This is a genomic window from Streptomyces sp. NBC_00523 (assembly GCF_036346615.1).
GTDB lineage: Bacteria > Actinomycetota > Actinomycetes > Streptomycetales > Streptomycetaceae > Streptomyces.
In genome coordinates this window covers 3246777-3268792 of record NZ_CP107836.1, presented here as the reverse complement: position 1 = coordinate 3268792, position 22016 = coordinate 3246777, and the positions used below count along the sequence as shown (strand labels likewise).

General features: G+C 72.7%; 21 protein-coding genes. 12 read left to right on the top strand and 9 right to left on the bottom strand.

The annotated features are described in order from the left end of the window. Positions 1-34: 34 nt before the first annotated feature. Positions 35-760 (top strand): M23 family metallopeptidase, encoded by a 726-nt coding sequence (locus OHS17_RS14720; RefSeq protein ID WP_330312552.1) that lies wholly within the window; start codon positions 35-37, stop codon positions 758-760. A gap of 45 nt (positions 761-805) precedes the next feature. Here OHS17_RS14720 and OHS17_RS14715 read toward each other — a convergent pair whose 3' ends face one another. Then, the gene (locus OHS17_RS14715; RefSeq protein WP_330312551.1) at positions 806-1390 is read right to left on the bottom strand and encodes a TetR/AcrR family transcriptional regulator; all 585 of its coding nucleotides are present in this window, start codon (positions 1388-1390) and stop codon (positions 806-808) included. Positions 1391-1516: 126 nt separating this feature from the next. On the opposite strand from OHS17_RS14715, the gene OHS17_RS14710 reads away from it, so the two are divergent. Further along, positions 1517-3100: an MDR family MFS transporter gene (locus OHS17_RS14710; protein ID WP_330312550.1), complete on the top strand. Its 1584-nt coding sequence runs from the start codon at positions 1517-1519 to the stop codon at positions 3098-3100. 58 nt (positions 3101-3158) lie between these two features. Here OHS17_RS14710 and cseC read toward each other — a convergent pair whose 3' ends face one another. The 5 genes from cseC to OHS17_RS14685 all read right to left on the bottom strand — a co-directional run bounded on the left by cseC (position 3159) and on the right by OHS17_RS14685 (position 7681). Next, entirely contained in the window at positions 3159-4499 is a 1341-nt protein-coding gene (cseC, locus tag OHS17_RS14705; RefSeq protein ID WP_018102279.1) for a two-component system sensor histidine kinase CseC, read from the bottom strand. Next, positions 4496-5200, bottom strand: coding sequence for a two-component system response regulator CseB (gene cseB, locus OHS17_RS14700; protein ID WP_073864177.1), 705 nt, complete (start codon positions 5198-5200; stop codon positions 4496-4498). Before cseB ends, cseC begins: the two co-directional genes overlap by 4 nt. A gap of 10 nt (positions 5201-5210) precedes the next feature. Then, positions 5211-5936 carry a hypothetical protein gene (locus tag OHS17_RS14695; RefSeq protein ID WP_161206639.1) on the bottom strand — a complete coding sequence of 242 codons (726 nt, stop codon included), beginning with the start codon at positions 5934-5936 and terminating at the stop codon, positions 5211-5213. Continuing rightward, positions 5924-6472 carry a SigE family RNA polymerase sigma factor gene (locus OHS17_RS14690; protein ID WP_018102282.1) on the bottom strand — a complete coding sequence of 183 codons (549 nt, stop codon included), beginning with the start codon at positions 6470-6472 and terminating at the stop codon, positions 5924-5926. Before OHS17_RS14690 ends, OHS17_RS14695 begins: the two co-directional genes overlap by 13 nt. A 306-nt stretch (positions 6473-6778) precedes the next feature. Then, entirely contained in the window at positions 6779-7681 is a 903-nt protein-coding gene (locus tag OHS17_RS14685; protein ID WP_330312549.1) for an A/G-specific adenine glycosylase, read from the bottom strand. A 332-nt stretch (positions 7682-8013) separates the two neighbouring features. Between OHS17_RS14685 and OHS17_RS14680 the strand changes: the two genes are divergently transcribed. Further along, the gene (locus OHS17_RS14680) at positions 8014-8781 is read left to right on the top strand and encodes a hypothetical protein (RefSeq protein WP_330315259.1); all 768 of its coding nucleotides are present in this window, start codon (positions 8014-8016) and stop codon (positions 8779-8781) included. 36 nt (positions 8782-8817) lie between these two features. Here the strand turns inward: OHS17_RS14680 and disA are convergent, their stop codons facing one another. After that, complete coding sequence (disA, locus tag OHS17_RS14675) at positions 8818-9942, bottom strand: DNA integrity scanning diadenylate cyclase DisA (RefSeq protein WP_026171409.1); 1125 nt, start codon at positions 9940-9942, stop codon at positions 8818-8820. 145 nt (positions 9943-10087) lie between these two features. Continuing rightward, on the bottom strand, positions 10088-11500 hold the full coding sequence (radA, locus tag OHS17_RS14670) for a DNA repair protein RadA (protein WP_330312548.1): 1413 nt from the start codon (positions 11498-11500) through the stop codon (positions 10088-10090). Positions 11501-11634: 134 nt separating this feature from the next. On the opposite strand from radA, the gene OHS17_RS14665 reads away from it, so the two are divergent. Beyond that, positions 11635-13518 (top strand): hypothetical protein, encoded by a 1884-nt coding sequence (locus OHS17_RS14665; protein WP_330312547.1) that lies wholly within the window; start codon positions 11635-11637, stop codon positions 13516-13518. Positions 13519-13546: 28 nt separating this feature from the next. Here OHS17_RS14665 and OHS17_RS14660 read toward each other — a convergent pair whose 3' ends face one another. Further along, the gene (locus OHS17_RS14660; RefSeq protein WP_239079682.1) at positions 13547-14320 is read right to left on the bottom strand and encodes a hypothetical protein; all 774 of its coding nucleotides are present in this window, start codon (positions 14318-14320) and stop codon (positions 13547-13549) included. A gap of 140 nt (positions 14321-14460) precedes the next feature. Here OHS17_RS14660 and OHS17_RS14655 point away from each other — a divergent pair, with 140 nt between their 5' ends. The 8 genes from OHS17_RS14655 to OHS17_RS14620 all read left to right on the top strand — a co-directional run bounded on the left by OHS17_RS14655 (position 14461) and on the right by OHS17_RS14620 (position 21998). Further along, a complete protein-coding gene (locus tag OHS17_RS14655; RefSeq protein ID WP_018102289.1) occupies positions 14461-15411 on the top strand; it encodes a Ppx/GppA phosphatase family protein in 951 nt (316 codons plus the stop codon). 83 nt (positions 15412-15494) lie between these two features. Beyond that, entirely contained in the window at positions 15495-16322 is an 828-nt protein-coding gene (locus OHS17_RS14650) for a sugar phosphate isomerase/epimerase family protein (RefSeq protein ID WP_330312545.1), read from the top strand. Continuing rightward, positions 16319-16942: a TetR/AcrR family transcriptional regulator gene (locus OHS17_RS14645; protein WP_330312544.1), complete on the top strand. Its 624-nt coding sequence runs from the start codon at positions 16319-16321 to the stop codon at positions 16940-16942. The genes OHS17_RS14650 and OHS17_RS14645 overlap by 4 nt, the downstream gene beginning before the upstream one ends. A 184-nt stretch (positions 16943-17126) precedes the next feature. After that, positions 17127-18980: a dihydroxy-acid dehydratase gene (gene ilvD / locus OHS17_RS14640; protein ID WP_164630932.1), complete on the top strand. Its 1854-nt coding sequence runs from the start codon at positions 17127-17129 to the stop codon at positions 18978-18980. A 70-nt stretch (positions 18981-19050) separates the two neighbouring features. Further along, a complete protein-coding gene (locus OHS17_RS14635; RefSeq protein ID WP_161212774.1) occupies positions 19051-19587 on the top strand; it encodes a hypothetical protein in 537 nt (178 codons plus the stop codon). Positions 19588-19616: 29 nt separating this feature from the next. Then, positions 19617-20399: a class I SAM-dependent methyltransferase gene (locus tag OHS17_RS14630; RefSeq protein ID WP_330312543.1), complete on the top strand. Its 783-nt coding sequence runs from the start codon at positions 19617-19619 to the stop codon at positions 20397-20399. Positions 20400-20460: 61 nt separating this feature from the next. After that, the gene (locus OHS17_RS14625; RefSeq protein ID WP_330312542.1) at positions 20461-21228 is read left to right on the top strand and encodes an ABC transporter ATP-binding protein; all 768 of its coding nucleotides are present in this window, start codon (positions 20461-20463) and stop codon (positions 21226-21228) included. After that, positions 21225-21998 carry an ABC transporter permease gene (locus tag OHS17_RS14620; protein ID WP_330312541.1) on the top strand — a complete coding sequence of 258 codons (774 nt, stop codon included), beginning with the start codon at positions 21225-21227 and terminating at the stop codon, positions 21996-21998. The genes OHS17_RS14625 and OHS17_RS14620 overlap by 4 nt, the downstream gene beginning before the upstream one ends. Positions 21999-22016 lie beyond the last annotated feature (18 nt).

Below are 22016 nucleotides of genomic sequence, written 5' to 3'. Positions count from 1 at the left end.
GCCGGGTCCAGTCATCTCCGGAGGATTTCCGCTTATGTCGAAGCGCGTTACGTTCCAGTCCCGCCGCCCGTCCGTGTCCCGTATGCGTGGCGCCGTGGTGGCAGCCGGTCTGGGGACATCGATGGTTCTCGGTGCGGGTGCTGCGTTCGCGGCCGGCACTGCGGACGCCCCCCAGGCCCCCGCCCTGGCCTCCTCGGCCACCGCCGACTCGGTCGCCCAGCAGGCGACCGCGCAGGGCAAGGCCGCGGCCAAGCACGCGGCCGAGAAGAAGGCCGACGCGGCGAAGAAGAAGGAAGCCGCGAAGAAGAAGGCCGCGGCCAAGAAGAAGGCCATCGCCAAGCTTCCGTGGGAGACCCCGGTCAGCAAGTACGAGCTGAGCGCGAGCTTCGGCAACGACGGCAGCCGCTGGGCGCACAAGCACTCCGGCCAGGACTTCGCCGTGCCGATCGGCACCAAGGTCGAGGCCGCCCACAGCGGCACGATCGTGAAGGCCGGCCCGAACGGCGGCGGCGACGGCCCCGCGTACGGCAACGCCATCGTGATCTCGCACGGCAACGGCACGTACTCCCAGTACGCGCACCTGTCCAAGATCGACGTGCACATCGGCCAGCACGTGAAGAAGGGCGAGAAGATCGCCCTGTCCGGCAACACCGGCAACTCCAGCGGCCCGCACCTGCACTTCGAGATCCGGACCACCCCGAACTACGGTTCGGCGGTCAACCCGGTCAACTTCCTGCACAAGCACGGCATCAACGTCTGATCCGCCCTGTGCCCCCGGCCCCCCGGCCCCTGCTCCCGAGCAGGGCTACCGGGGGGTTTCCGGTTCGTGGGCCCGGGTGACCAGCTCGACGGCGACCTCGAGAGCGGCCTTGCGCTTCTCCTCGGGGTCGCCTTCGACGTCCCTCAGCGCGAGCATCCCGGCGTGCAGCGTGAAGAGCGCGCTGAAGCACCGCACCTGGTCGGTGAGCGGGGCGTCCGGTTCCTTGATCAGGTCGACCAGGCCCAGGACCCGGTGCTTGATCGTGTCGCCGATGCTCAGATCGCGTACCGTCGCCTGGTTCTCCTGCATGAAGCGGAACAGCGGGGCGGCGTCGGCCATCGCGTCGCTGTAGCGGCGGAGCAGCTCCGTCTTGGTCTCCAGGGTGCGCGGCTGCGTCTCGCCCCAGGCGATCAGCTCCTCCACCGGCCGGTTCAGGTCCTCGAAGATGCTGACGAGGATGTCTTCCTTCGTCTTGAAGTGGTAGTAGAGCGCCGCCTTGGTGACGTCCAGCTTCTCGGCGATCTCCCGCAGCGAGGTCTTCTCGTACCCCTGCTCGGCGAAGAGCTCCAGGGCGACGTCCTGGATGCGCTGGCGCGTGTTGCCCCGGCGCGGCTGCGGCGTGCTGCCCATGATTGCTCTCCCCAATGAAACTTACTTGACGCCCGGCTAGTTACGGGGCTACTTTACTCCAGTGTAAGCAACTAGCCGGGCGGCAAGTAAGGGCCCGGTGGCAGGGTGACTGGGGAGTTGGGGAAGATGGCGGATCTGATCAAGACGGCGGACGGGAAGGCGGACGGACCACCGGCCACGAAGGCGGAGCCGTCGGCTCCGCCGCAGCGCAGCGTCCGGGTGGTGGTGCTCGCCCTGATGATCGCCATGCTCCTCGCGATGCTCGACAACCTGATCGTCGGCACCGCGATGCCGACGATCGTGGGTGACCTCGGCGGTCTCGAACACCTCTCGTGGGTCGTCACGGCCTACACCCTGGCCACCGCCGCCTCCACGCCCATCTGGGGCAAGCTCGGCGACATGTACGGACGCAAGGGCATTTTCCTCACGTCCATCGTGATCTTCCTGATCGGCTCGGTCCTCAGCGGCATGGCCCAGGACATGGGCCAGCTCATCGGCTTCCGGGCCGTCCAGGGCCTCGGCGCCGGCGGTCTGATGGTCGGCGTCATGGCGATCATCGGCGACCTCGTGCCGCCCCGCGAGCGCGGCAAGTACCAGGGCATGATGGCCGGCGTGATGGCCATCGCCATGATCGGCGGACCGCTGGTCGGCGGCACCATCACCGACCACCTCGGCTGGCGCTGGAGCTTCTACATCAACCTGCCGCTCGGCGCCGTCGCACTGATCATGATCACCGCGGTCCTGCACCTGCCCAAGCGGGAGCACACCAAGCGGAACGTCGACTACCTCGGCGCCGCACTGCTCACCATCGGCATCACCGCGATCGTGCTGGTCACCACCTGGGGCGGTTCCGAGTACGACTGGAACTCCGCGGTCATCATGGAGCTCATCGCGATCGGCGTCGCCGCGCTGGCCGGCTTCCTCTTCGTGGAGACGAAGGCCGCCGAGCCGATGATCCCGCTCCACATCTTCCGCAACCGCAACTTCACGCTCATGTCCGTGGTCGGCTTCATGGCCGGGTTCGTGATGTTCGGCGCGGTGCTGTTCCTGCCGCTCTACCAGCAGTCCGTGCAGCACGCCTCCGCGACCAACTCGGGGCTGCTGCTCCTGCCGATGCTGCTGTCCATGATGGTCGTCTCGCTCATCGCGGGCCGGGTCACCACCAGCACCGGCAAGTACAAGATCTTCCCCATCGTGGGCTCGATCCTCATGGTCATCGGCCTCTTCCTGCTCGCACAGATGGACACCGGGACCAGCCGCTTCACCTCCGGGCTCTACATGGCGGTGCTCGGCGCCGGCATGGGCTTCCTGATGCAGATCACGATGCTCGTCGCGCAGAACAGCGTCGAGCTGAAGGACATGGGCGTCGCCTCCTCCTCGACCACCCTGTTCCGTACGCTCGGCAGTTCCTTCGGCGTCGCCATCATGGGCGCGCTGTTCACCGGCAAGGTCCAGGACGAGATGGCGGCCCACGGCGGCGGCGCGGCCACCGCGCGCTCCGCCCAGCTGGACGCGGCGAGCCTGGCCAAGCTGCCGGTGCCGGTGCGCGAGGCGTACGAGTTCGCGGTGTCGTCCGGCACCCACGTCGCGTTCCTCGTCGGCGCCTCCGTCGGCCTGATCGCGGTCGTCGCCTCCCTGTTCGTCAAGGAGGTCCCGCTGCGGGGCGCCGGCCCCGAGGCCAAGCCCGCCCCGGCGGTCGCGGAGATCTGACCGGCACGGCTGTACGCAAAGGGCCCCGGGACCACGCGTCCCGGGGCCCTCGCCCGTATCAGCTCCCCGGCTCCGGGCTGCGCTGCTCCGCGAACTGGAGCATCGGATAGCTGCCCGTGGCCGTCGGCGCGTGCTCCGGCAGCCACAGCACCGCGACCGCCCCGCCGCTGCCCTCCGCCGCGCCCTCCGGCGCCGCGTTCCGGAAGGTCAGCCGGGCCCCGAGCACCCGGGCCTGGCCCGCCGCGATCGTCAGCCCGAGTCCGTGCCCGTGCCCGGCCCGGTCGGTCGACCCGGTACGGAACCGGCTCGGCCCCTCCCGCAGCAGCGCCGCCGGGAACCCGGGCCCGTGGTCGCGGACCCGGACCACCCGGCCCTCGACCGTGACCTGCACCGGGGTCGACCCGTGCTTCGCCGCGTTGCCCAGCAGGTTGCCGAGGATGCGCTCCAGGCGGCGCGGGTCCGTGTTGACCCAGGAGTCGTGGACGACCTGCACCCGGACCTCCGGGTCCAGCAGCGCCACCCGCCGGCTGACGAACTCGCCGAGCGCGATCTCCTGGAGCTCGGCCCGCTCCGACGCGCTGTCCAGCCGGGCCACCTCGAGGACGTCCTCGACCAGCGTGCGCATCGCCTGGGCCCGGTCGCGCACCAGCTCCGTCGGGCGTCCCGGCGGCAGCAGCTCGGCCGCCGTCAGCAGCCCGGTCACCGGTGTGCGCAGCTCGTGCGCGATGTCCGCGGTGACCCGGCGCTCCGCCTCGATCCGCCCGTTCAGCGCGTCGGTCAGCGCGTCCACCGCACCGGCCAGCTCGTCCGTCTCGTCGCGCACGACCCCGCCGACCGCGTCCCTGACCCGGACGTCCGTGTTGCCCTGGGCGACCTTCCCCGCCGCCGCGGCCGCCTTGCGCAGCCGGCGCGAGAGCTGGCCTCCGATCAGCACGCCCAGCGCGGAGCCGCCGAGGACCACCGAGACCGAACCGATGATCAGGGCCCGGTCCAGGTCGCCCATGATCGTGGTCGAGCGGTCCGCGAACCGGGTGTGCAGCGACAGCACGTTCCCGTTGCCCACCGGCACGGCTGCCCAGACGTCGGGCACCCCGCCGGAGTCGTCCACGTGCGTGGCGCGGCGGTTGCGCCGGATCTCCTCGCGCAGGCTCTGCGGCATGGTCGGGTCGTTGAGCTTCGCCCCGAACCGGGGGTCGGCCTTCTTCGTCTTCTTCGCCTCGTACAGCAGCTGCGCGTAGGTCAGCCGCTCCAGCTGCACCTCGCGGGCGTTCTCCAGCATCGAGACGCGGGCCGCGTTGTGCACCACCAGGCTCAGCGCGATAGCGATCAGCGCGCCGACCGCAGCGATCGCGATGCTGATCTTCCAGCGGACGCCCGTCCGCAGGGAGGGCCGCCTCATGCCCGGAGCTTGTAGCCGAAGCCGCGGACCGTCTCGATCCGGTCCTGGCCGATCTTCGTGCGCAGCCGCTGCACATGGACGTCGACGACCCGGGTGTCCCCGCCCCAGCCGTAGTCCCAGACCCGTTCGAGCAGCTTGTCGCGGGAGAGCACGGTGCCGGGCGCCGAGGAGAATTCCAGCAGCAGCCGCATCTCGGTCGGGGTCAGCCCCACCTGCGCACCGCCCCTGCGGACCTCCATGCCCTCGGTGTCGACCTCCAGGTCCCCGAAGACCAGCACCCCGCCGACGGCCTCCGGCTCCGGCTGTCCGCCCCCGGCCCTGCCGCCCGACGCATGGCCGAAGCGGCGCAGCACCGCCCTGATCCGGGCCACCAGGACCGCCCCGTCGAAGGGCTTGGTGACGTAGTCGTCCGCGCCGGCCTCCAGGCCGAGGACCACGTCGATCGAGTCGGCCCGCGCCGACAGCATGATCACGGGGACCGTCGACTCGTCCCGGATGCGGCGGCACAGGCTGACGCCGTCCAGACCGGGGACCATGACGTCGAGCAGCGCGATGTCGGGCCGGTCGGCCCGGAACGCTTCGAGGCCGGCCAGCCCGTCGGGCACCGCGGTGACCGCGAAGCCGTCCCGCTCCAGCGCGAGCTGGGTGGCCTCGCGGATGACGTCGTCGTCCTCGACGAACAGCACATGGGTCTCGGCCATCGGAAAGCTCTCAGTTCCTGGGCGGTTCCGAGGGCTCGGGAAGGTCCCCGTCGCCCGCGCCCACGGCTCGGTTGAAGTCGTTGCGCACCCGGTCCTCCTCGTTGAACCGGCCGCTCGCCCAGTGGTACGTGATCACCTCGTCGCCCGAGGGATAGGCCACCGAGTCCTTCTTCTCGTACACCTGGGTCGTCACGACCAGGTCGCCCCGGTCGATGGTGCCGTAGACGGCGGGCTGCTCGACGGCGAAGACGTTCTCGTACGTGCCGTCGGTGCGCGGCCGGTACACATAGGTGCCGACCCCCACCGAATCGCCGCAGGTCATCACGTTCACCACGACGTCGGCGGACGGGCCGCCGGTGATCCTGCCGTACGAGGTGTCCACCGGATACTCGTCGCCGCTGCACGCCTTCAGGTCCATCCGGACCCGCCCGCTCACCTTCGGGTCCGCCTTCAGCAGCGCCACGGCGTCCACCCGGGGCGCGGGCTTCGCCGTGGCGGCGGCCGTCGTGCTCGGGGTGACCTGGACGACCGGTTCGGCGCCCGCCGGGCCCTCGTCCCGGGTGCCCGTGCCACCGGTGGAGCAGCTGACGGCGAACAGCCCGAAGGCGGCGAGGCCGGCCAGTGCCGCGCTGCTCGCCGCCCAGCCGGTCAGCAGGCGCCTCCCGGCGCCCGCCCGTCCCCCGCCCGTCGTGCCGATGACCGTGTCGTCGTCACCGCTGCCTGTCAGGCCGCGCACCGCTCCCGCCCCCGCTTCTCGGCGAGCCGGGCCTCCCGGCTCGCCGCTTCCCTGTTCTCCAGCTCCTGGCGCAGTCGTGCCAGCGCACGGTGCAGCGTGCTCTTCACCGTACCGGCCGACATGCCGAGCGCCGCGGCCGTCTCCTCCGTGCTCATCTGCTCCCAGTGTCGCAGGACGACGACACTGCGCTGCTTGGGAGCGAGCACCCCCAGGATGTCCATCAGCAGGGCGCGGTCGGCGCGCTGCTCGGTGCCGTCCTCGATGCTGGCGTCGGGCAGCTGCTCGGTGGGCACCTCGTCCAGCTTGCGGGCCCGCCACCACTCGGTGCGCGTGTTGATCATGACGCGGCGCAGATAGGCGTCGGCGAGGGACTTGTCCTCGATGCGGTCCCAGCGGCCGTAGGTCCGGGCCAGCGCGGTCTGGAGCAGGTCCTGCGCGTCCACCGGGTCCGGGACGAGCCGGCGCGCACTGCGCAGCAGCGCCTCCTGCCGGGTCCGTACGTACTCTTCAAAGCCGAGCACCTCGCCCTGCGCCATCACAACCGCCTCCATCCCCGTGGATCCCCGTGGACCGCTCCGTACCGCTGTCCGCCGGTGGTCGTTCCGGCTGACGTCGCAGACGCTACGGAGCGGTTGTCACGAGGCTGTGCGGGGCAGCCGTACGCGGGCGCACGGCTGTCCATCGGTTGTGTAACAGCGCGGGGAGGAGACCGGACAAACGATCCCGCGCCGGACGCGCGAAGGGCCCGCCCACCCCGTCAGTGTCACGGGGCGGACAGGCCCTGTCCGCCGTTGTTACGAAGGCGGGCGACCGCTGTTACGCGGGTGGGACGGCCCGGTCGCTCAGGTCAGCGGCAGCCGGTAGCGGCCGTCGGCCAGCGGCTCGACCAGGCCGTCGGCCACCAACCCGTCCAGCGAGCGGGCGCGCTGCACCGGCTCGTCCCACACCGCGTCGAGCGCCGCCTGCGGCACCGGGCCGACCGCGTCGCGCAGCACGGCGAGGAGCCTGCCGCGCACCTGCCGGTCCGTGCCGGCGTAGGTCTGGCCCCGGCGCGGCGGCCCCTGGTGCGCGGGCTTCCCGGCCAGCCGCCAGGCGCACTGCTCCGCGATCGGGCAGCGCGAGCAGTCCTCGTTCTTCGCGGTGCAGACGAGGGCGCCCAGCTCCATCGTGGCCGCCGCCCAGCGGGCCGCCCGCTCGTCCTCGTCGGGCAGCAGCTCCCGGGCGAGCCTGCGCTCGGCGGCGGTCGTCGCGTTCGGCGGGTACTGGATGCCGGTCGCGGCCCGTGCGAAGACCCGGCGGACGTTGGTGTCGAGGACGGCGTGACGCTGCCGGTACGCGAACGAGGCCACGGCCGCCGCCGTGTACTCGCCGATGCCGGGCAGGGCGAGGAGCTGGGCGTGCTCACTCGGTACGTCTCCGCCATGGCGTTCCGTTATCGCCTGGGCGGCCCCGTGCAGGCGCAGCGCGCGGCGCGGGTAGCCGAGGCGGCCCCAGGCGCGGACCGCCTCACCGGGCGGCTCGGCCGCGAGGTCGGCGGGGCGCGGCCAGCGGGCGAGCCACTGCTCGTACACCGGGAGGACCCGGTTCACGGGGGTCTGCTGCAGCATGAACTCGCTCACCATCACGCCCCAGGCGCCCGCTTCGGGGCGGCGCCAGGGCAGATCGCGGGCGTGCTGGTCGAACCAACCGATCACGGGGGCGTGGAGGGAGGCGGGGGGCGTCTGTGTCGCAGTCGTGGCAGTCATCGCACCATCGATCCTGACACGGCGTTCCGCTTGGAGCCCCACGCCCCGCGAGCCGTTGCGGCAACTGGCCGATGGGCCGTTTTCTGCCTGGTCGGAGGTGTTGACCATGCGTAAACGTTTCGTCGCACATGGTCACCTCGCGCGCCTCCGGTGCCCGAACTGCCCCTCGCAGGATGATGATCCGCAAAACTTGGGGATCAAGGCGGCGGGTGGGGCGGGAGTTGGGCCGGATCTCTCGTACAGTTTGGGCCGTGGGATCTCTGCGCAATCCGATCGGTCCGCTACCCTCCAGCATCTACTGGCGACGGAGGGCGGTCGCGGCGGCCCTGGTCGTGCTGATCGCGCTGCTGATCGCCTGGGCCGTCACCTCCGGTGGCGGCAGCGGGGATCACCACGACGACTCCAAACCGCCCGGCTCGGGACCCGCAGGATCGATCACACCCGGACCCTCCGGTTCCGGCCCCGCGATCAGTGAACAGCCCGGCGGGAGCGGCGGATCGGACGGCTCCGGCGGCAGCAGCGGTGACGAGGAAGGCAGTTCGGGCGGCGGCTCCGCCGGTACGGGCGGCTCCTCGGGTTCCTCGGACACCAACGGCGGTGGCCAGGACACCGGTTCGGGTTCCGCTTCCGGTTCCACCGGTTCCGGCACGGGTGAAGGAGCCCAGGCCGCGCGCCCGGTCCCGGCCGGCTCCTCGCTCGCCGACTGCGCCGCGGGCGCGATCCGGATCGGCCTGAAGACCGAACTCAGCTACGCCCCCGACGAGAAGCCGAAGTTCCGGCTGTTCGTCACGAACAACTCGTCCACCTCCTGCAAGGCCGACTTCGGGCCGAAGAGCGCGGTGGTCACCGTCACCGAGGCGGGCGGGGACGACGACGAGGTGTGGTCGTCCAAGGACTGCCCGCGCAATCCGAAGCCCGTCCTGATCGAGGTGCCCGCCGGGAAGACCGTCGTGCACACCGTGGAGTGGGACCGCGACCGCAGCGCCCCCAAATGCGCGACGCCGCCCGCGGGCAAGGCCAAGCCGGGCACGTACCTCGTGGAGGCCAAGGCGCCGGGCCAGCCCGTGCAGCGCGCCTCGTTCGTCCTCGCGAAGGACTGAGCGCGGGGGCGGGCGCCCCGGGGGAGTGCCGGGGGCTTACACGTACCGTTCGAGGATGGACGACTCGGCCAGCCGGGACAGGCCCTCGCGCACACTGCGCGCCCGGGCCTCGCCGACCCCGTCGACCGTCTGGAGGTCGTCCACGCTCGCCGCGAGCAGCTTCTGCAGACCGCCGAAGTGCTCCACCAGCCGGTCGATGATCGCGCCGGGCAGCCGCGGCACCTTCGCCAGCAGCCGGAAACCGCGCGGCGACACCGCCGAGTCCAGCGTCTCGGGCGAGCCGCTGTAGCCCAGCGCCCGCGCCACCACCGGAAGTTCGAGCAGCTCCGTGTGGGTCAGCGAGTCCAGCTCGGTCAGCGCCTCCGCCACCGTGCGCGAACGCTTCGCGGTCGGCTCCGGCACGTAGTCCCGCACGACCAGCTCGCGCTCCGGCTCCACGCCCGCGATCAGCTCGTCCAGCTGGAGCGACAGCAGCCGCCCGTCGGTGCCGAGCTCCACCACGTACTCCGCGATCTCCGTCGCGATCCGGCGGACCATCTCCAGGCGCTGGGCCACCGCCGTCACGTCCCGGACGGTCACCAGGTCCTCGATCTCCAGCGCGGAAAGCGTCCCGGCGACCTCGTCCAGCCGCAGCTTGTACCGCTCCAGCGTGGCGAGGGCCTGGTTGGCGCGGGACAGGATCGCCGCCGACTCCTCCAGGACCCGCCGCTCCCCGTTCACGTACAGCGCGATCAGGCGCATCGACTGGGAGACCGAGACGACCGGGAAATTGCACTGCTTCGAGACCCGGTCCGCGGTGCGGTGCCGGGTGCCGGTCTCCTCGGTGGGGATCGACGCGTCCGGGACCAGCTGCACCCCGGCGCGCAGGATCTTCGTCATGTCCTTGTCGAGGATCAGGGCGCCGTCCAGCTTGGCCAGCTCCCGCAGCCGGGTCGCGGTGAACTCCACGTCCAGCACGAAGCCGCCCGTGCACATCGACTCGACGGTCTTGTCCATGCCGAGCACGATCAGACCCCCGGTGTTGCCGCGGAGAATGCGCTCCAGGCCGTCCCGCAGGGCCATTCCGGGCGCGACGGCGCTCAACGAGGCGCGCATCAGCGCCTCGTTGCCCGTGGTTTGGCCGGACTTTCCGGGCGATGCTGCCCGGTCGCTGGCTGCCACTGCACTCCTCCGGTCACAGGTTGCGGTGCCCTCGTGGCCTGTCGCTACGGAGCAGGCCCAATCCAATCGAAGGACCCAGGGGGTGTCTGACACACCCCCTGGTCCCTCGTACCGTTCGTACGGACGGGCGAGACCAGGGCAAAGTCTACCGGCGTGCGTCGTCCTCCCGGGGGGCCTGTGCGCGGGTCCGGCGCGGGAGTGCCCTGAGCGCGTCGCCCATGTCGGCCACTTCCGTCACCTTCATACCGGCCGGGACCTTGCCCGGATCGGTCGGGACCAGGGCGTGCGTGAACCCCAGCCGATGCGCCTCGGACAGCCGGCGCTGCACCCCCGTGACCCGTCTGACCTCGCCCGCGAGCCCCACCTCGCCGATCGCCACCAGGTTCTTCGGCAGCGGTGTGTCGCTCGCCGCGCTCGCCAGCGCCAGCGCGATCGCCAGGTCGGCGGCCGGCTCGGACAGCTTCACCCCGCCCACCGTCGCGCTGTAGATGTCCCGCTTGCCCAGCGAGCTGATCCGGCCGCGCTGCTCCAGGACCGCGAGCATCATCGAAACCCGGGAGGTCTCCAGGCCCGACGTGGTCCGCCGGGGGGACGGGATCTGCGAGTCCACCGTCAGCGCCTGCACCTCCGCGACCAGGGGCCGCTTCCCCTCCAGCGTCACGGTCAGGCAGGTGCCGGGCACCGGCTCGTCGCGCCGGGTGAGGAACAGGCCGGACGGATCGGCGAGCCCGGTGATCCCCTCGTCGTGCAGCTCGAAGCAGCCGACCTCGTCGGTCGCCCCGTACCGGTTCTTGACCCCGCGCACCAGGCGCAGCCGGGCATGGCGGTCGCCCTCGAACGACAGCACCACGTCCACCAGGTGCTCCAGGAGCCGGGGCCCGGCGATCGCGCCCTCCTTGGTGACGTGGCCCACGAGCAGCGTCGACATCCCGCGCTCCTTGGAGGCCCGGATCAGCGCCCCGGCCACCTCGCGGACCTGCGCCATCCCGCCCGGCGCGCCCTCGATCTCCGGCGAGGCCACGGTCTGCACCGAGTCCAGGATCAGCAGCGAGGGCTTCACCGCGTCGAGGTGGGCGAGCACCGCCGACAGATCGGTCTCCGCCGCCAGATACAGGTGGTCGCTGAGCGCGTGGATGCGGTCGGCCCGCATCCGGACCTGGGACGCGGACTCCTCGCCCGTCACATACAGCGTGCGGTGCTCGTCGGTCGCCGCCTTGGCCGCGACGTCCAGCAGCAGCGTGGACTTGCCGACGCCCGGTTCGCCGGCGAGCAGCACGACGGCCCCGGGCACCAGACCGCCGCCCAGCACCCGGTCCAGCTCGCTCACCCCGGTCGGCCGGGCGGTGGCCTGCCGGCTGTCCACCTGGCCGATGGGCAGCGCGGCGGTGGAGACCCGCCCCGCGGCCGTGGTCCGGACGGCGGGGGCGCCGCCGAACTCCTCGACCGTCCCCCACGCCTGGCACTCGGGGCAGCGCCCGAGCCACTTCGCGGTGGTCCAGCCGCATTCGGTGCAGCGGTAGGACGGCCGGTCCTTCGCGGATTTCGTACGGGCAGCCATGGCGCCACCGTATCGGTGGGGTCTGACAGCGCGGTCGGGAACGCCCGCCCCTTATCGCGCCATACGTTCACCCGTAAGGGTTAAATCTACTCAAGCGGCGCGAACGGGTGAGGCGCCGCGCCTACGGTCGCAAGGTGACGAGCAGCAGGCTGGAGACTCCGACGAACACCCCCGGCGCGCACCGGGGACAGCATCGCGCGCCCCACTCCTCGCACGCCGCCCCGAAGAAGCCGCCCGCCCGTTACGAGCCGCATCTCGACGGCCTCTTCACCTACTGCCTCTCCGTCCTCTGCGACCACGAGGCCGCCACCGAGGCGCTGGGCGGCGTCCTGGCCCTCGCCGAACGGCAGGGCTCCCGCTGCCCGGCCGACGAGGAGGAACGTAAAACCTGGCTGTACGCGCTGGCCAGGTGGACCTGTCTGCGCCGGCTCACCGAGCAGAAGCGGGGCCGCCGCGCCCACCGCCTCCCCGACCCCGCCCGCCCCCCGCACCGCAGGCCCCCCGACGAGGACCGCCACGCCCCGGCGGCCGCCCGCCCCACCCGCCGCGCGACGCGCCCCGCGCAGCAGCCGTCACCCGCCCCGCACGCCGCCGCACCGGCATCCGCATCCGTATCCGCCGCACCCGCCTCCGCCCCCACGCCCGCCCCGCCGCAGAGCCCCGCCGCACCGGAGAGCGCCCCCGCCGCCGAGGCGCACCGCCGGGAGCTGGCGCAGCTGGCCTGGCCCGAGGCCGCGGGCACCACGCCGGAGCAGCGCGAGGCCCTTGAGCTCGCCGTCCGGCACGGGCTGACCCCGCGCGCCGTCGCCGCCGTCCTCGGCCTCGACCGCACGGCCGCCCGCGAGCTGCTGGCCGGCGCCGCCTGCGAGGTCGAGCGCACCCGGGCCGCCCTCGCCGTCGTGGAGACGGGCAACTGCCCCACGGCCGGCCGGCTCACCGGCGACCACCGCGCGCTGCTCTCGCCCACCCTCCGCCGCGAGCTCGTCCGGCACGTGGACGACTGCCCGCGCTGCCGCCGCGCCGCCGAGCGCGCCGGGGCCGACGGGCCGTGGCCCGGGAAGACGGTGACCCCGGCCGCCGTGCTGCCGGTCGTGGAGGCCCCGAGGCCGTCCGCGTACGTGGCCATGCTGCACGCGCAGAAGCATCAGAAGAATCGGTCCGCCACACCGCGCTTCGACCGCACCGGCTTCCCCATGGACCCCAAGGACCACGCCGCGCGCCGCGACCGGCTGCGCTCCCGGGTCATGACGACGACGGTCGTCGCCACGGTCGTCGCCGCCCCGGTCATCGCCCTGTGGTCCGCCTACCGGGGCGCGCCCCTCACCGGCGAGGGACGCGACGGTCCGGCGGTCAGCGCGGCCGACAAGGAGACCGGCGGCGCCGAGACCCCGTACGCCCCCTACGAGAACGCCGGGAACGCCCGCCCGGACGGTTCCCGCTTCACCGGCAAGGACTCCCTGCCGGAGGTCTCCGCGGAGATCATCAGCAAGGGCACCGACCCCTCCCGCGACCCGGGCGCGCACGGCGAGGGCCGGCTCACCGTGCGGACCCGCACCGCCGGCTCCGCGACCCTGATCACCCTCAGCGCCTCGCAGGCCGGACCGGTCTCCTGGTCCGCCGCGACCGACCGGTCCTGGGTGAGCCTGAGCCGTACCTCCGGGAAGCTCCCGGCCGGTGGCAGCGTCACGATCCGCGCCCTCGTGGACCACGCGCGGCAGCCCGCGGGCCCCTGGACCGCCCACCTCACCGTCGCCCCCTCGGGCGCGGTCGTCGCGCTGCACGGCTACGGGGCCAAGGCGCCCACCCCCGGCGCCACGCCGCGCGGACTCCACCCGCGCCCGGCCAGGCCGAGTGCCGGTGCGCCGGACCCGACGCCCACGCCGGACCCGTCCACGCCGACGCCGGACCCCACGCCCACGCCGACGGAGACGGACCCGAGCCCGACCCCGGACCCGACCGGCTCATCGGAACCGCCCGCCCCGCCGAAGGGCCCGAGCACCCCGCCCCGCGCGGACTGACGGTGCGGGGCGGCCCGGAGGAACGGCCCTACGCCGGGTCCGCCGGGTGCGGGGCCATCGGCAGCAGCGAGGCGAGCCGCTGCTCGCACAGCTCGGTCAGCGTGGCGTACGCCTCCTTGCCCATCAGCTCGATGAGCTCCGGCCGGTACGACACGTACACCGGCTCACCGGCCCCGTGCGCGGATGTCGCCGACGTGCACCACCAGTGCAGGTCGTGGCCGCCCGGGCCCCAGCCCCGCCGGTCGTACTCACCGATCGACACCTGGAGCACCCGCGTGTCGTCGGGCCGGTCGATCCACTCGTACGTACGCCGTACGGGCAGCTGCCAGCACACGTCCGGCTTGGTCTCCAGGGGCTCCCGGCCCTCCCGCAGCGCGAGGATGTGCAGCGAGCAGCCCGCCCCGGCGGGGAAGCCCGGCCGGTTCTGGAAGATGCACGAGCCCTGCCAGCGCCGCGTCTGGCGGTCCCCGTCGTCGTCCGTCTGGGTCCAGCCCGTCTCCGTACCCACGTCGTGGAACTGCCACAGCTCCGGAGTGAGGCGCGCGACATGACCGGCCACGCGCTTCTCGTCGTCCTCGTCCGAGAAATGGGCGCCCAGCGTGCAGCAGCCGTCGTCGGCGCGGCCCGCCTGGATGCCCTGGCAGCCGCTGCCGAAGATGCACGTCCACCTGGACGTCAGCCAGGTCAGATCGCAGCGGAAGACCTGCTCGTCGTCGGCGGGGTCGGGGAACTCCACCCAGGCGCGCGCGAAGTCCAGCTCCGTCTCGTCGGAGGGATCCGGCTCCGCCGCCGGGGTGTGCATCTCCACCTTCTCCACGTGCTTGATGTCCTGCGGGGTCTCCGCCTCGATGTCCCGCTGCTTCGTGGCTTTGCCCGGCTTCGCCTTTTTCGTCTTTGGCACGGGCCCAGAGTAAGTGCCCCGCCCGCAGTAGCGTTCGCGGTATGAGACTCGGAGTCCTCGACGTGGGGTCGAACACGGTTCATCTGCTGGTGGTGGACGCCCACCCCGGCGCCCGCCCGCTGCCCGCGCACTCGCACAAGGCCGAGCTGCGCCTCGCCGAACTCCTCGACGAGGACGGCGCGATCGGCCCGCTCGGCGTGGACCGGCTGGTCGGGACGATCGCGGGCGCGCTCGAAGCCGCCGAGGACAAGGGCTGCGAGGACGTCCTCGCCTTCGCCACCTCCGCGGTACGCGACGCGAGCAACGCCGACCAGGTGCTGGAGCGGGTACGGGAGGAGACGGGCGTCGGCCTCACGGTCCTCAGCGGTACGGAGGAGGCCCGGCTCACCTTCCTCGCCGCCCGCCGCTGGTACGGCTGGTCCGCGGGCAAGCTGCTGGTCCTCGACATCGGCGGCGGCTCGCTGGAGATCGCGTACGGCATGGACGAGGAACCGGCCGCCGCGGTCTCGCTGCCGCTGGGCGCCGGGCGCCTCACCGCGGGCTGGCTGCCGGGCGACCCGCCGGACCCGGCCGAGGTCAAGGCGCTGCGCCGGCACGTACGGGCGCGCATCGCCCGCAGCGTCGGCGACTTCACCCGGATCGGCCGCCCGGACCATGTGGTGGCCACCTCCAAGACGTTCAAGCAGCTGGCCAGGATCGCGGGCGCGGCGCGCTCCGCCGAGGGTCAGTACGTGCCGCGCACCCTCAGCCGCAAGGCGGTCGAGGAGTGGGTGCCGAAGCTGGCCGCGATGACCGCCGAGGAGCGCGGGACCCTGCCCGGGGTGTCCGAGGGCCGGGCCGCGCAGCTGCTGGCCGGGGCGCTGGTCGCGGAGGGCGCGATGGACCTGCTCGACGTGGACGAGCTGGAGATATGCCCGTGGGCGCTGCGCGAGGGCGTCATCCTGCGCCGCCTGGACCACCTGCCGTCGGGCGGGGAGGCGGCGCTGGACTGAGGGCCGGGAGCCGGTGGTGCGGCCCTTCTCACTTTCCGCCGCTCTCCCTCGGCGGGGCGCACCACTGCCCGTACGCTGTCTGCGTGGCAGAACCAGTGGTGCGCGTCCCGGATGCGAAGGTCGCCCTGTCGACGGCCTCGGTCTATCCGGAGTCGACGGCGACGGCCTTCGAGATCGCCGCGCGCCTCGGCTACGACGGCGTCGAGGTCATGGTCTGGACCGACCCGGTCAGCCAGGACATCGAGGCGCTGCGCCGGCTCTCCGACTACCACCAGGTGCCGATACTCGCCGTGCACGCGCCGTGTCTGCTGATCACCCAGCGGGTCTGGTCGACCGATCCGTGGGTCAAGCTCCAGCGGGCTCGCGCCGCCGCCGAGAAGCTGGGCGCGTCGACGGTCGTCGTGCACCCGCCGTTCCGGTGGCAGCGCAATTACGCCCGCGACTTCGTCAGCGGAATCTGGCGGATGGCCGACGAGACGGACGTCCGGTTCGCCGTCGAGAACATGTACCCGTGGCGCTACCGGGACCGCGAGATGCTCGCGTACGCCCCCGACTGGGACGTCACCAACGACGACTACAGGCACTTCACGGTGGACCTGTCGCACACCGCCACCGCGCGCACGGACGGCCTGGCGATGGTGGACCGGATGGGCGACCGGCTGGCCCACGTCCACCTGGCCGACGGCAAGGGTTCCAACAAGGACGAGCACCTGGTGCCCGGCCGGGGCGACCAGCCCTGCGCGGAACTGCTTGAGCGGCTGGCCGGTTCCGGCTTCGACGGGCACGTGGTCATCGAGGTCAACACCCGCCGCGCGATGTCCACCGCCGAACGCGAGGCCGACCTCGCGGAGGCGCTGGCCTTCACCCGGCTCCACCTTGCCGCGTCCTCCGAGCGCGCCCCCCGCTCATGACGCCCGACGCACCGGGCCCCAGGCGCCGGGGCCGCCCCGCCCGCGCCGCGTCGGACACCGGCCCGGACGCGCGCACCCGCATCCTGGAGGCCGCCCGCACGGAGTTCGCCGAGCGTGGGTACGACAAGACCTCGGTCCGGGGCATCGCGCGCGCGGCCGGCGTCGACTCCGCGCTGGTCCACCACTACTTCGGTACAAAGGACGAGGTCTTCGCCGCCGCGATCGAGCTGTCCTTCGAGCCCGCCCTGCTCGTCCCGGCCGTCCTCGAAGGCGACACCGCCGACGTGGGCGAACGCCTGGCCCGCGCCTTCATCGGCATCTGGGAGAACCCGAAGACCCGGGCCCCCCTCCTCGCGGTCCTCCGCTCCGCCCTCACCCACGAGGCCGCCGCGAAGGTCCTCCGCAGCTTCGTCCTGCGCCGCCTGCTGGAACGCGTGGCGGCCGGCCTGGACATCCCGGACGCGACGTTCCGCGCGGAGCTCGCGGCTTCGCACATGGTGGGGATCGCGATCGTGCGCTACGTACTGAAGGCCGAGCCGCTGGCGTCCGCGCCGCCGGAGAAGATCGTCGCGATGGTGGCCCCGACGCTCCAGCGGTACCTGGCGGAGCCGTCCGCGTGAGCCTTGCTCACAGTCCCGCCGGCGTTTGAGGCGCGGGGTCCGGGGCGGAGCCCCGAAACCCAGGCCCGCCGCAGGTGCCCCCGCTCACCGCCCAAGGCTTCCGCATAGCGGACACCCGGTCCACATCCTGGCACCGACGGCGTACGCTCAAGAGCAGTCTTCAACGCAGAAGGAGCGAAAGACGATGCCCACGCTGAGGTCCCGCACAGTCACCCACGGCCGCAACATGGCGGGCGCCCGCGCCCTTATGCGCGCCTCCGGGGTACCCGGCGCGGACATCGGCCGGAAGCCGATCATCGCCGTCGCCAACAGCTTCACGGAGTTCGTGCCGGGCCACACGCACCTGGCCCCTGTCGGCCGGATCGTCAGCGAGGCGGTCGTCGCCGCCGGAGGCATCCCGCGCGAGTTCAACACGATCGCCGTGGACGACGGCATCGCCATGGGCCACGGCGGCATGCTCTACAGCCTCCCGTCCCGCGACCTCATCGCGGACAGCGTGGAGTACATGGTCGAGGCGCACTGCGCCGACGCCCTGATCTGCATCTCCAACTGCGACAAGATCACCCCGGGCATGCTCAACGCGGCCCTGCGCCTGAACATCCCGACCGTCTTCGTCTCCGGCGGTCCGATGGAGTCGGGCCGCGCCACGCTGGTCGACGGCACGGTGCGCACGCTCGACCTGGTCGACGCGATGTCGGAGGCGGTCAACGACAAGATCTCCGACGAGGACATCCTCCGCATCGAGGAGAACGCCTGTCCCACCTGCGGTTCCTGTTCCGGCATGTTCACCGCCAACTCGATGAACTGCCTGACCGAGGCCATCGGCCTCTCCCTCCCCGGCAACGGATCGGTGCTGGCCACCCACACCGCGCGCAAGGCGCTGTACGAGGACGCCGCCCGCACGGTGCTGGACCTGACCCGCCGCTACTACGAGCAGGACGACGAGTCGGTCCTGCCCCGCAACATCGCCACGGCCGCCGCCTTCGGGAACGCCATGGCGCTCGACATCGCGATGGGCGGCTCCACCAACACGATCCTGCACCTCCTGGCCGCCGCCCAGGAGGCGGGCGTCCCGTACGGCCTGACCGAGATGGACGCCCTGTCGCGCCGCGTCCCGTGCCTGGCCAAGGTCGCCCCCAACGTCGGCAAGAACCGCACGTACTACATGGAGGACGTGCACCGCGCCGGCGGCATCCCGGCCCTCCTCGGCGAACTGCACCGCGCGGGCCTGCTCAACGAGGACGTGCACTCCGTGCACAGCCCGTCGCTGGCCGACTGGCTGAAGACCTGGGACGTGCGCGGCGGCTCCCCGGCCCCGGAGGCGGTCGAGCTGTGGCACGCCGCTCCCGGCTGCGTGCGCTCGGCGGAGGCGTTCTCCCAGTCCGAGCGCTGGGACAGCCTGGACGAGGACGCCGAGAGCGGCTGCATCCGCTCCGTGGAGCACGCCTACTCCAAGGACGGCGGCCTCGCGGTCCTGCGCGGCAATCTGGCCGTGGACGGCTGCGTCGTGAAGACGGCGGGTGTCGACGAGTCCATCTGGACCTTCGAGGGCCCGGCCGTCGTCTGCGAGTCGCAGGAGGAGGCCGTCCAGAAGATCCTCACCCAGCAGGTCAACGAGGGCGACGTCGTCGTGATCCGCTACGAGGGCCCCAAGGGCGGCCCGGGCATGCAGGAGATGCTCTACCCGACCTCGTACCTGAAGGGCCGCGGCCTCGGCAAGACCTGCGCCCTGATCACGGACGGCCGGTTCTCCGGCGGCACGTCGGGCCTGTCCATCGGCCACGCCTCGCCCGAGGCGGCGTCCGGCGGCGCGATCGCGCTGGTCGAGGACGGCGACCGCATCCGGATCGACATCCCGAACCGCTCGATCGACCTCCTGGTCCCCGACGAGGAGCTGGCCGCCCGCCGCGAGGCCCTGAACGGCGTGTACGCCCCGAAGAACCGCGACCGCAAGGTCTCGGCCGCCCTTCGCGCGTACGCCGCGATGGCGACGAGCGCCGACCGGGGCGCCGTCCGCGACGTCTCGAAGCTGGGCTGACCCGGGCAGCACCGGGGGGCCGCAGGCACGGCCCCCCGGCTGCTCCGGAACCTGCGGGATAATCGACCCCGTGAGCGAGAACAGCGAGACCCCCGAAGGCGCGGCCCCCGGCCCGTCCGAGCCCGCGACCCCGCAGGGCCCGCAGCCCGAGCCCCTCCGCTTCTTCGGCACGACCTGGGTCGCCCACGACGGCCACTACGGACTGCGCCGCGCCGGAGCCGCCGTCGGCTCCCTCCTCGCGGCCGCGGCCGCCTGCCTCGTCCTGCGCTTCGCGTACCAGGGCCTGGAGATCGCCGACGTCGGCGGCTTCGTCGGCGTGCTGGTGGTCGCGATGTTCGCCATCTGCAGCGCGATCGCCTTCCGCAAGACCTGGGAGGGCTTCGGCAGCCGCCCCGCCGACCCGGCCCGTGAGGAGAACCTGCGCGGCCTGAAGGCCATCGGCTTCGTCGGCTCGCTGCTCGCGTACTTCTTCCGTACGTTCACCGAGGCGCCCGGCGAGAAGCTGCGGCGTACGGAGTACGAGGAGGCCGTCGCCCGGTACGCGAAGCGCCGCGCCTCCCGCACCGGCAACCCGGCCGCCCGAAAGAAGAAGGGCCGCCGCGGCTGACCCGTGCGCCCACCGGGCACGATGGCCGCATGACCACGACACACTCACCGGGCGCCGTCCCGGGCCCCTCGCGCGCCCTCTCCTTCGACCGGGCCGCCGCCCAGTACGCCGCGGCCCGCCCCAGCTACCCGGACGCGCTGTTCGACGCCGTCGAGGACATCGCCGGACGCCCCCTGCGCGGAGCCCGCGCCCTGGACGTGGGCGCGGGCACCGGCATCGCGACCCGCCGCCTCCTCGACCGGGGCGCCCGCGTCGTCGCCGTCGAACCCGGACCGGGCATGGCCGCCGAGCTGCGCCGGGGCCTCCCGGACGTCCCGCTCGTACAGGGCGACGGCAACCGGCTTCCCTTCGCGACCGCCTCGGCCGACCTGATCACGTACGCCCAGTCCTGGCACTGGACCGACCCCGCCCGCGCGGGCGCCGAGGCCCGGCGCGTCCTGCGCCCGGGCGGCGCGCTCGCCCTCTGGTGGAACGTCACCGACAACACGGTCCCGTGGCTCGCCGCCCAGGAGGAACGGCTCGTCCGGTTCTTCGGCGTCGGCCCGGAACACCTCGGCCCCAGGCGCGCGGCCGCCCAGGACCGCGACCTGCCGCCGGACCTCGACTTCACGTACCGCCGCGTCCCGTGGACCCGGCGCATCCCCCTCGACACGCACCTCGACAACCTCGGCAGCCACTCCGCGTTCCTGACCATCGACGACGAGGCGGCCCGCGGCTTCCTCGCCGAGGAGCGGGCCCTGCTCCTGGCCGAGTTCCCGGACGGCACCGTGCAGGAGGCGTACGTCGTGGAGCTGCACGCGGCCGTGCGCTGAGCCGAGGCTGCCCCGCCCCGTCCCTTGACGGCGGCGCCTCGCCGGAGCCAATATTCATCACATGATGAATTCTTCGGGCGTCGCCGTCGAGGCCCGTGGCCTCACCGTCCAACGAGGCAGCCGCACGGTCCTCAAGGGCCTCGACTTCACCGTCGAACCCGGCAGGATCACCGGCCTCCTCGGCCCCTCCGGCTGCGGCAAATCCACCCTCATGCGCGCCGTCGTGGGCACCCAGGCCAAGGTCACCGGCACCCTCCAGGTCCTCGGCAGCCCCGCAGGACACCCCTCCCTCCGCCCCCGCGTCGGGTACGTCACCCAGGCGCCGTCCGTCTACACCGACCTCACCGTCCGGCAGAACCTCGACTACTTCGCGGCGATCCTCCAGCCGGGCCGCGCCCACCGCGACGCCCGCCACGAGGCCGTCACCCGCGCGCTCACCGAGGTCGACCTGACCAGCCACGAGGACGCCCTCGCCGGCAACCTCTCCGGCGGCCAGCGCACCCGCGTCTCGCTCGCCGTCGCCCTCCTCGGCACCCCGGACCTGCTCGTCCTGGACGAACCGACCGTCGGCCTCGACCCGGTCCTGCGCCGCGACCTGTGGCAGCTCTTCCACACCCTCGCCGCCGAACGCTCCACCGCGCTCCTCATCTCCTCCCACGTCATGGACGAGGCCGAGCGCTGCCACCGCCTCCTCCTCATGCGCGAGGGCGAGATCCTCGCCGACGACACCCCGGACGCCCTGCGCACCGCCGCCGGCACCGACACCGTCGAAGCGGCCTTCCTCCACCTGGTCGACGCGGCCGCCACCCGCAAGGAGAACGCCCGATGAGCACCACGGCCCCCACCACCGGCACCGCACCGCTGAGCCCGGCCCGCACCCTCGCCACCGCCGCCCGCGTCCTGCGCCAGCTCGCCCACGACCCCCGTACGGTCGCGCTGCTCCTGCTGATCCCGGTCGTCCTGATCACGCTGCTGCGGTTCGTCTTCGACGGCAGCCCGCAGACCTTCGACTCGACCGGCGCCTCCCTGCTCGGGATCTTCCCGCTGATCACGATGTTCCTGGTGACCTCGATCGCCACCCTGCGCGAACGCACCTCCGGCACCCTGGAGCGCCTGCTCTCGATGCCGCTCGGCAAGGGCGACCTCATCGCGGGTTACGCGCTCGCCTTCGGCGCCGTCGCCGTCCTCCAGTCGCTCCTGGCCACCGGCCTGTCGGTGTGGGCCCTCGGCCTGGACGTCATGGGATCGCCGTGGCTGCTGCTCCTGGTCGCCCTGCTCGACGCCCTGCTCGGCACGGCACTCGGGCTGTTCGTCTCGGCGTTCGCGGCCTCCGAGTTCCAGGCCGTGCAGTTCATGCCCGCGGTGATCTTCCCGCAGCTGCTCCTCTGCGGCCTCTTCATCCCGCGCGACCAGATGGCGCCGGCCCTGGAGGCGGTCTCGGACGTGCTGCCGATGTCGTACGCCGTGGACGGGATGAACGAGGTGCTCCACCACACCGACGTCACCGGCGACTTCGTGCGCGACATCCTCATCGTGGCGGGCTGTGCCCTGCTCGTCCTGGCCCTGGGCGCGGCCACCCTCCGCCGCCGCACCGCCTGACGGGGCGGTGCGAAGATG